An 8,063-nucleotide genomic window follows, 5' to 3' on the forward strand; every position below is an offset into this window, starting at 1 on the left:
CCCGTGCCGGACGGCGTGCCCGGCCTCCCGCCCGCCGGCCTTCCGCCCGCCGCGGCCCCGGCCGCCGGGGCCGACGCCGACGCGCTCGTCATCGGGGCCGGCCCCAACGGGCTGGTCGCGGCCAACATCCTGGCCGACGCCGGATGGCGGGTGCTGGTGCTGGAGGCCGAAGCGGCGCCCGGCGGCTCGGTGCGCAGCGACCGCGGCGTCCACCCCGACTACATCAGCGACCTGTTCAGCTCCTTCTACCCGCTGGCCGCCGCCTCCCCGCCCATCGGCGCCATGCGGCTGGAGCGCTGGGGCCTGCGCTGGAGCCGCGCCCGCTCCGTGCTCGCCCACCCGCTGCCCGACGGCCGCTGCGCCGTCCTCGACCAGGACGCCACCCGCACCGCCGCCCGCCTGGAGTCCTTCGGCCACGGCGACGGCGAGGCCTATCTCGCCCTGACCGCCCTGTGGGACCGCGTCGGCCCCGAGGTGATGCGCGCCCTGTTCACCCCCTTCCCGCCGGTCCGCCCCGCCGCCGCCCTGGCCCGCCGCCTGCACTCGGCCGGCGGCCTGCGCGCCCTGCGGACGCTCGCCCTGCCCGCCCGCCGCCTCGCCGAGGAGAACTTCCACGGCCCGGCGGCACCCCTGCTGCTCACCGGCTGCGGCATGCACGCCGACTTCTCGCCCGAATCGCTGGGCAGCACCGGGTTCGGCTGGCTGCTGTCGATGCTGGGCCACCAGTACGGCTGGCCGGTGCCGCGCGGCGGCGCCCAGGCGCTGGCCGACGCCATGGTCCGCCGGGTGGAATCGCTCGGCGGTGCCGTGCGCTGCGCCACCCCGGTCACCGGCATCGTGGTGCGCCACGGCCGCTGCCTGGGCGTGCGCACCGCCGGCGGCGAGGTGCTGCGCGCCCGGCGGGCCGTGCTGGCCGACGTCCCGGCGCCGCAGCTGTACGGCGGGCTGGTCGCATGGGAACACCTGCCGGCCCGGCTGCGCGACGACATCCGCCGCTTCCAGTGGGACCCGGCCACCTTCAAGGTCGACTGGGCGCTGGACCGGCCGATCCCCTGGCTGGCGGCCGAGGCGGGCGGCGCCGGCACCGTCCATCTCGCCGAGAGCCTGGACCACCTCACCCGGTGGGCCGCCCAGCTCTCCGCCGGCCAGGTGCCGGACCGGCCGTTCGCCCTGCTCGGCCAGATGACCGCCGCCGACCCCGGCCGCTCCCCGGCGGGCACCGAGTCCGCCTGGGCCTACACCCATCTGCCGCAGCACATCCGCGGCGACGCCGGGGCCGCGCCGGGCACCCCGGAGATCGGCCCCCGCTGGACCGAGGCCCAGTCCGAGGCCATGGCCGAGCGCGTGGAGCGGGAGGTGGAGCGGCTGGCGCCCGGCTTCCGGGACCGCATCGTGGCCCGCCGGATCCTGGCCCCGCCGGACTTCCAGGCCCGCAACCGCAGCCTGCGGCTGGGCGCGCTCAACGGCGGCACCGCACAGGCCCACCAGCAGCTGATGTTCCGTCCGGTGCCGGGCACCGGGCGCCCCGAGACCCCGGTCGCCGGGCTCTACCTGGCCTCGGCCTCGGCCCACCCGGGCGGCGGGGTGCACGGCGCCTGCGGGGCCAATGCGGCGCGCGCCGCGCTGCGCGCCGAGCGGACGGTCACCCGCTGCCTGGTGGGCCCGGCGCTCGCCGCCGTCCAGCGGGTGTTCGAGGGCGGCCGGGCCGTCCGGCCGGGCGGCCGGGGCGGCGCGCCCGGCGCATCCCGTACCACCAGTTCAGGAAAGGCCGACGACTGACATGGCGACCCGGACCATCCTCGTGAAGCGACCGCCGCGTGCGGTCTGGGCCCTGCTCAGCGACCGCAACCGCTACGCCGACTGGGTGATCGGCGCACGGGACTCCCGCCCACTGGAGGGCGACTGGCCCGAGGTCGGCGCGAGCCTGCAGTACGTACTGAAGATCGGCCCGTGGCGGCTGTCCGGACGCACCCTGGTGCGGCACAGCGAACCGCCCCGCCTGCTGGAGCTGGAGGCGCAGCGCGGCCGGCTGGGCAGCGCGCGGATCGCCCTTGAGGTGCGGCCCTGGGGAGACGCCTCACTGGTCATCCTGGACGAGCACCCGCTGACCGGGCCCGGCGGGCGGATGCACAGCCCACTGGACGAGGCGCTGCTGCAACTGCGGCACCGCCGCATGCTCCGGCTCCTGGCCCGCGCCGCCGAGCGCTATCCGGAGCCGGACGACCCGCCGGCCGGGGGCGGCGATCCGCCGCCCTCAGAGCAGACCGAGCGGGGCTGAGCGGGCCTTGGCCACGGCGTTCTCCTCGCCCGCCGGCTCCACCCGGGCCACCCGCTGGCGGCCGGAGGCGAACAGGATCAGCTCACCCGGCTCGCCGGTGACCGTCACCACCGGCGTGCCCTTGTGCAGCACCACGGTCTGCCCGTTCGGGCGCCGCATCACCAGCCCCACCGGGCTCTTGCGGCCCATCAGCCGGCCGGCCGTCTCCAGCCGCCTCCACAGCGCGTCCGCGAACACCTCGTCCAGCTCGCGCGGCTCCCACCCGTCGACCGCGCGCCGCACGTCCTCGGCGTGCACGAAGAACTCGACGGTGTTGGACGCCTCGTCGAGCTGCTTGACCCCGAACGGCGACCACTTGCCCGGTCCGGTGCGCACCAGCTCCACCAGCTCCTCGTAGGGCTTGGCCGAGAACTCGCTCATCACCCGGTCCAGCCGGCTGGCCAGCGGCTTGACGAACATCCCGCCGGCCGCGTCCGGCCGCCGCTCCCGCACCACCACATGCGCGGCAAGCTGCCGGGTGGTCCAGCCTTCGCACAGCGTGGGCGCGTCCGGCCCCGCCTTCTCCAACACATCGGCGAGCAGCAGACGTTCCCGCTTCGCATGAGTAGCCATGGGTCCCACCCTACGGGCGGGGTGCGCCGGGCGGGGCACCCGCGCCGTGCCGGGCGGGGCACAATGGACCGCATGTCCAGCGCACCGTCCAGCAGCCGGCCCCCGGGGCTCGATCCGGCCATCGCCGCCCGCCTGAAGCGGAACCCGGAAGGGCTCTTCCCCGCGATCGCCCAGCAGTACGACACCGGTGAGGTGCTCATGCTCGCCTGGATGGACGACGAGGCGCTGCACCGGACCCTGACCACCGGGCGCTGCACCTACTACAGCCGCAGCCGCGGCGAGTACTGGGTCAAGGGCGAGACCTCCGGGCACGCCCAGTACGTCAAGTCGGTGGCGCTGGACTGCGACGGCGACACCGTGCTGGTCAAGGTCGACCAGGTGGGCGCGGCCTGCCACACCGGGGACCGGACCTGCTTCGACGCCGGGCCCCTGCCGTCGGCCGGACCGGACGCCTGACCGCCGTCCCGGTCCGCCCGCCCTCCCTCCCTCCCGGGGCATTTCCGCTCCGGACCGTCACCGGCTCCTCCGGGCGCCGGACGCGCACTAGGGTGACATCGCATGAGCACTGTGGACACCGCGGGCAGCACCGTGGACGCTGCGGGAACCGTGGACCGGGAGAGCTTCCGGGTCCTGGCCAAGGACCGCCGGGTCATCCCCGTCACGAGGCGGCTGCTGGCCGACGGTGACACGCCCATCGCGCTCTACCGCAAGCTGGCCGGCGAACGCCCCGGCACCTTCCTGCTGGAGTCGGCGGAGAACGGCGCCACCTGGTCCCGCTACTCCTTCGTCGGGGTCCGCTCCGCCGCCGCGCTGACCGTGCGCGACGGCCGCGCCCACTGGCTGGGCACCCCGCCGGCCGGCGTGCCGGTGGACGGCGACCCGCTGCACGCGCTGCGCCGCACCGTCGAGGTGCTGCACACCCCGCGCGACCCCGGGCTGCCGCCCTTCACCGGCGGCATGGTCGGCTACCTCGGCTACGACGTGGTGCGCCGGCTGGAGCGGATCGGCGACAGCGCCCGGGACGACCTGGGCCTGCCCGAACTGACCATGCTGCTCGCCTCCGACCTGGCCGTGCTGGACCACCGCGACGGCACGGTGCTGCTCATCGCCAACGCCTGGCGGCCCGTCCCGCATGCGGGGGACGGCCACCACGACACCGACACCGGTGTGGACGAGGCGTACGAGGACGCCGTCCGGCGGCTGGACGCCATGCAGGCCGACCTCGCCCGGCCGGCGCCCGCCGCGCCCGTCGCGCTGCCGCCCTCCGCGCTGCCGGACTTCACCGCCCGCTGGGGCGGCCCCGCCTACCGGGAGGCGGTGGAGACGGTCAAGCAGCACATCCGGGCCGGGGACGCCTTCCAGGTGGTGCCCTCGCAGCGGTTCGAGACGGCCTGCGAGGCCAGCGCGCTGGACGTCTACCGGGTGCTGCGCGCCACCAACCCCAGCCCGTACATGTACCTGCTGCGCATCCCCGGCTCGGAGCACGGCACCGGCGGATTCGACATCGTGGGCTCCAGCCCCGAGGCGCTGGTCAAGGTGGAGAACGGGCGGGCGATGATGCACCCGATCGCCGGCACCCGCCCGCGCGGCGCCACCCCGCGGCAGGACACCGCGCTGGCCGAGGAGCTGCTGGCCGATCCCAAGGAGCGGGCCGAACACCTGATGCTGGTCGACCTGGGCCGCAACGACCTGGGCCGGGTCTGCGCGCCGGGCACGGTGGAAGTGGTCGACTTCATGTCGGTGGAGCGCTACAGCCATGTGATGCACATCGTCTCCACGGTGACCGGGCAGCTCGCCGCCGGACGCACCGCGTTCGACGCGCTCACCGCATGCTTCCCCGCCGGGACGCTGTCGGGAGCACCCAAGCCGCGGGCCATGGAGATCATCGAGGAGCTGGAGCCCACCCGGCGCGGCCTGTACGGCGGGTGCGTGGGCTATCTGGACTTCGCCGGGGACGCGGACACCGCGATCGCCATCCGCACCGCCGTGCTGCGCGACGGCGTCGCGTACGTGCAGGCCGGCGCGGGTGTGGTGGCCGACTCCGACCCGGCGGCCGAGGACGCCGAATGCCGCAACAAGGCATCCGCCGTCCTCCGCGCCGTCGCCACCGCGCACCACCTGCGATAAGTCCCGTCCCACGCCCCGCCCCTCCCCGTTCCCGCCGCCGCCGGGCGCCTGCCGCGCCGCGGCGGCTGCGCGCCGGCGGTACGGCGGGCGCGGGGCGACGTCCCGTGGCGGGGGGTGCCGGTGCGGCAGGTAGCGTGGTGGGGTGACTCGCGAGTACCACCCCTCCTCCTCTTCCTCCCGCGCCTCCCGGCGCGCGCTCGGCCTGGCGCTGCTCGGCGGCGCGGCCGGGGCCGGCCTCGTCCTCATCGCCGCCGGCCAGACCTGGAGCGAGGGGACCACCGCGTCCTCCGGCGCCGGGCTGCCCGTGACCGCCAGCGGAAACGCCGTCTCGGGGCTGCCCAGCGCGCTGGCGCTGGTCGGGCTGGGCGCCCTGGTCGCGGTCTTCGCCGCCCGCCGCACCGGCCGCCGGGCCGTCTCCGCGGTCCTGCTGCTCAGCGGCGCCGGAGCGGCCGCCACCGCGGTCGCCGGCTCCCGTGACACCGGTGCGCTGCGGGACAGCGCCGCCGAGGCCACCGGGCTCGCCGAGGCCGGTGTCACCGCCGTCGGCCACACCGCCTGGCCGTGGATCTCGGCGCTGGGCGGGCTGCTGCTGTTCGGTGCCGGGCTGCTGGCGCTCGGCTACGGCCGGTACTGGCCGGCCATGTCGGGCCGCTACGAGCGGGCCGGCCGGCGTGCGCCGCGTTCCGCCGCCGCCGTCCCGGAGCGCCCGGAGGAGCTGTGGAAGGCGCTGGACCGGGGGGAGGACCCCACCGAGCCCGGCGGGGCGAGCCGCTGACCGCGCGCCGCCGCGGCGGCCGGCCGCCCCGGCGGCGCGCGGTGACGGATCGCACAGCCGGGTGCCCCCGGCGGAGCGGGGTCCGGCCGCTGGGCAGGACGCGTCTCCTGTAACAATGGGCGCGGGTGACGGCCAGTCGCACCCGACGATCTTGACCACGAGGAGCAGTCATGGCGGGCAACGGCCACGATCACGGAAACAACCCGGCCGCCTGGACCGGCGTCTTCATCGCCCTCATCGGGTTCTCCCTCGGTGGCGTCTTCACCATCATGGCCGAGCCGCTGCTGGTGGCGGCCAGCGCCGCCGTGGTCGCGCTGGGCGGTGTGGTCACCCTGGTCATGCGGTCCATGGGCCTGGGGGCCCAGAACGCGGCCGGGTCCCGTTCCGCCGGTGCCGCCTCGTCCGTGACCCAGGCCGGGAGCGCCACCGCAACCGGCGGCACCGGCACCAGCGCCGGGACCGGGCCCGCGGAGACCGCCGCCGCCTGAGCGAGCGCGTCCGGCGGCCGAGGACGGCCGGGGAGGTGCGGTGCGGGCCCCTGACGGCCGCACCGCACCTCCGCCGTTTCCCGGCCGCTCGCCACCCGCGCCGGCCTCCCCGGGTTGCCGGACCGGGCGGGGGCGGCGAGCCTGGCGGGGTGGCAGTCCCCCCGCGTATCGCGTCCGCCCCCCGCGCGGCGCGCGCCCTCGCCCGCCGCACCGGCCCGCCGCTGTCCGTGCTCGGCGCCGGGCTCGCGGCCTTCGGCCTGGTCGCGGTCGTGGACCCGAACCGGCCCGGGGCGTATCCCGACTGCCCCGTGCTCTCCCTGACCGGCTGGTACTGCCCCGGCTGCGGTGGCCTGCGGGCCGCCCACGCCCTGGCCCACGCCGACCTCGCAGCCGCGCTGTCCGCCAATGCCCTGGCCGTGGCCGGCGGCGCGCTGCTCGCCGTGCTGCTGCTGCGCTGGCTGGTGCTGGCCGCCCGCGACCGCCTGCCGCCCGGCCGTCCGCCGCTGCCCGCGCCCGGCCGCGCCGCCGGTCTGGCCGTGGTGATCTGCGTCACCGCCTTCACCGTGCTGCGCAATCTCCCGCTGCCCGCCGGGGCCGTGCTCGCTCCCTGAGGACGCGCCGGCCACATCCGCCCCTGCCCGTTCCGGGAGGGACTGTCCGCTCTGCGGAATGCGTCCCGGGTGTGTGCGCGACCACCTGCCGGGGCCGGATACGATCGAAGCTGTGAGGTCCGACCGCCGCATCCGACAGGAAGGGGCCGCTCGCGTGAGTGTCCTCGACGAGATCATCGACGGAGTCCGTGCGGACCTGGCCGAGCGGCAGGAGCGCGTCGGCCTCGACGACCTGAAGGCGGCGGCGGCCAGGGCGCCGCAGGCCAAGGACGGGCTCGCCGCGCTCAAGGGCGACGGCGTCCAGGTCATCTGCGAGGTCAAGCGGTCCAGCCCGTCCAAGGGCGCGCTGGCCGCGATCGCCGACCCGGCCGGCCTGGCCGCCGACTACGCGGCCGGCGGTGCCGCCGCCATCTCCGTCCTCACCGAGCAGCGCCGGTTCGGCGGCTCGCTCGCCGATCTGACCGCGGTGCGCGCCCGGGTGGACGTGCCGGTCCTGCGCAAGGACTTCATCGTCACCTCCTACCAGCTCTGGGAGGCCCGGGCGCACGGCGCCGACCTGGTGCTGCTGATCGTCGCGGCGCTGGAGCAGCCCGCCCTGGTCTCCCTGGTGGAGCGTGCCGAGTCGATCGGCCTCACCCCGCTGGTCGAGGTGCACGACGAGGACGAGGTGGAGCGCGCGGTGGACGCCGGTGCCAAGATCATCGGTGTCAACGCCCGCGATCTGAAGACCCTGGAGGTGGACCGCTCCACCTTCACCCGGCTGGCACCGGAGATCCCCGCGCACATCGTCAAGGTGGCGGAATCCGGCGTGCGCGGCCCGCACGACCTGATCGCCTACGCCAACGAGGGTGCCGACGCGGTCCTGGTCGGCGAATCGCTGGTCACCCAGAAGGACCCCAAGGCGGCCGTGGCCGACCTGGTGGCCGCCGGGGCGCACCCGGCGCTGCGGCAGGGGCGCTGACCCCGGCATGATCTCCCGCCCCCGCCACCCCGGACTGCTGCGCGGCTGCCGGCCGCGCGGCTGCCGCGCGCCCGCGCGCCGGGTGCTGGGCCGGCGGGTGCGGTACCACATCGGCTGCGAGCCGGGACAGATCAACGGCCGGCGATGGCGCACGGCCGCCGCCGTCACGGCCGTGCCGCCGCACTGAGCGCGGCGCCGCCGGCCGTACGGC

At 76.6% G+C, this 8,063-nt stretch carries 10 protein-coding genes; 9 read left to right on the forward strand and 1 reads right to left on the reverse strand.

The genetic code is table 11. The features are described 5' to 3' along the window. The first annotated feature begins 15 nt into the window (after nt 1-15). Complete coding sequence (locus GQS09_RS25125) at nt 16-1,779, forward strand: NAD(P)/FAD-dependent oxidoreductase (RefSeq protein WP_165989859.1); 1,764 nt, start codon at nt 16-18, stop codon at nt 1,777-1,779. A gap of 1 nt (nt 1,780) precedes the next feature. Further along, nucleotides 1,781-2,278: an SRPBCC family protein gene (locus GQS09_RS25130; RefSeq protein WP_165989852.1), complete on the forward strand. Its 498-nt coding sequence runs from the start codon at nt 1,781-1,783 to the stop codon at nt 2,276-2,278. Here the strand turns inward: GQS09_RS25130 and GQS09_RS25135 are convergent. Next, the gene (locus GQS09_RS25135; protein WP_165989853.1) at nt 2,255-2,890 is read right to left on the reverse strand and encodes a TIGR03085 family metal-binding protein; all 636 of its coding nucleotides are present in this window, start codon (nt 2,888-2,890) and stop codon (nt 2,255-2,257) included. The two genes, GQS09_RS25130 and GQS09_RS25135, sit on opposite strands and share 24 nt — an antisense overlap. Nucleotides 2,891-2,962: 72 nt before the next feature. On the opposite strand from GQS09_RS25135, the gene hisI reads away from it, so the two are divergent. From hisI to trpM, 7 genes are all read left to right on the forward strand, one after another. Then, nucleotides 2,963-3,346 (forward strand): phosphoribosyl-AMP cyclohydrolase, encoded by a 384-nt coding sequence (gene hisI, locus GQS09_RS25140; protein ID WP_165989854.1) that lies wholly within the window; start codon nt 2,963-2,965, stop codon nt 3,344-3,346. A 102-nt stretch (nt 3,347-3,448) separates the two neighbouring features. Further along, a complete protein-coding gene (locus GQS09_RS25145) occupies nt 3,449-5,017 on the forward strand; it encodes an anthranilate synthase component I (RefSeq protein ID WP_165989855.1) in 1,569 nt (522 codons plus the stop codon). A gap of 142 nt (nt 5,018-5,159) precedes the next feature. Next, nucleotides 5,160-5,792 carry a TIGR02234 family membrane protein gene (locus GQS09_RS25150; protein ID WP_165989856.1) on the forward strand — a complete coding sequence of 211 codons (633 nt, stop codon included), beginning with the start codon at nt 5,160-5,162 and terminating at the stop codon, nt 5,790-5,792. 170 nt (nt 5,793-5,962) lie between these two features. Further along, nucleotides 5,963-6,280 (forward strand): HGxxPAAW family protein, encoded by a 318-nt coding sequence (locus GQS09_RS28760; RefSeq protein ID WP_207958265.1) that lies wholly within the window; start codon nt 5,963-5,965, stop codon nt 6,278-6,280. Between the two features lie 149 nt (nt 6,281-6,429). After that, nucleotides 6,430-6,891 (forward strand): DUF2752 domain-containing protein, encoded by a 462-nt coding sequence (locus GQS09_RS25160; protein WP_313896328.1) that lies wholly within the window; start codon nt 6,430-6,432, stop codon nt 6,889-6,891. Nucleotides 6,892-7,045: 154 nt separating this feature from the next. After that, the gene (gene trpC, locus GQS09_RS25165; protein WP_165989857.1) at nt 7,046-7,852 is read left to right on the forward strand and encodes an indole-3-glycerol phosphate synthase TrpC; all 807 of its coding nucleotides are present in this window, start codon (nt 7,046-7,048) and stop codon (nt 7,850-7,852) included. Nucleotides 7,853-7,859: 7 nt separating this feature from the next. Then, nucleotides 7,860-8,039 (forward strand): tryptophan biosynthesis modulator TrpM, encoded by a 180-nt coding sequence (trpM, locus tag GQS09_RS25170; protein ID WP_165989858.1) that lies wholly within the window; start codon nt 7,860-7,862, stop codon nt 8,037-8,039. The last annotated feature ends 24 nt before the right edge of the window (nt 8,040-8,063 follow it).

The sequence above is a fragment of the Streptomyces sp. YIM 98790 genome (assembly GCF_011421595.1).
Classification (GTDB): Bacteria; Actinomycetota; Actinomycetes; order Streptomycetales; family Streptomycetaceae; genus Streptomyces.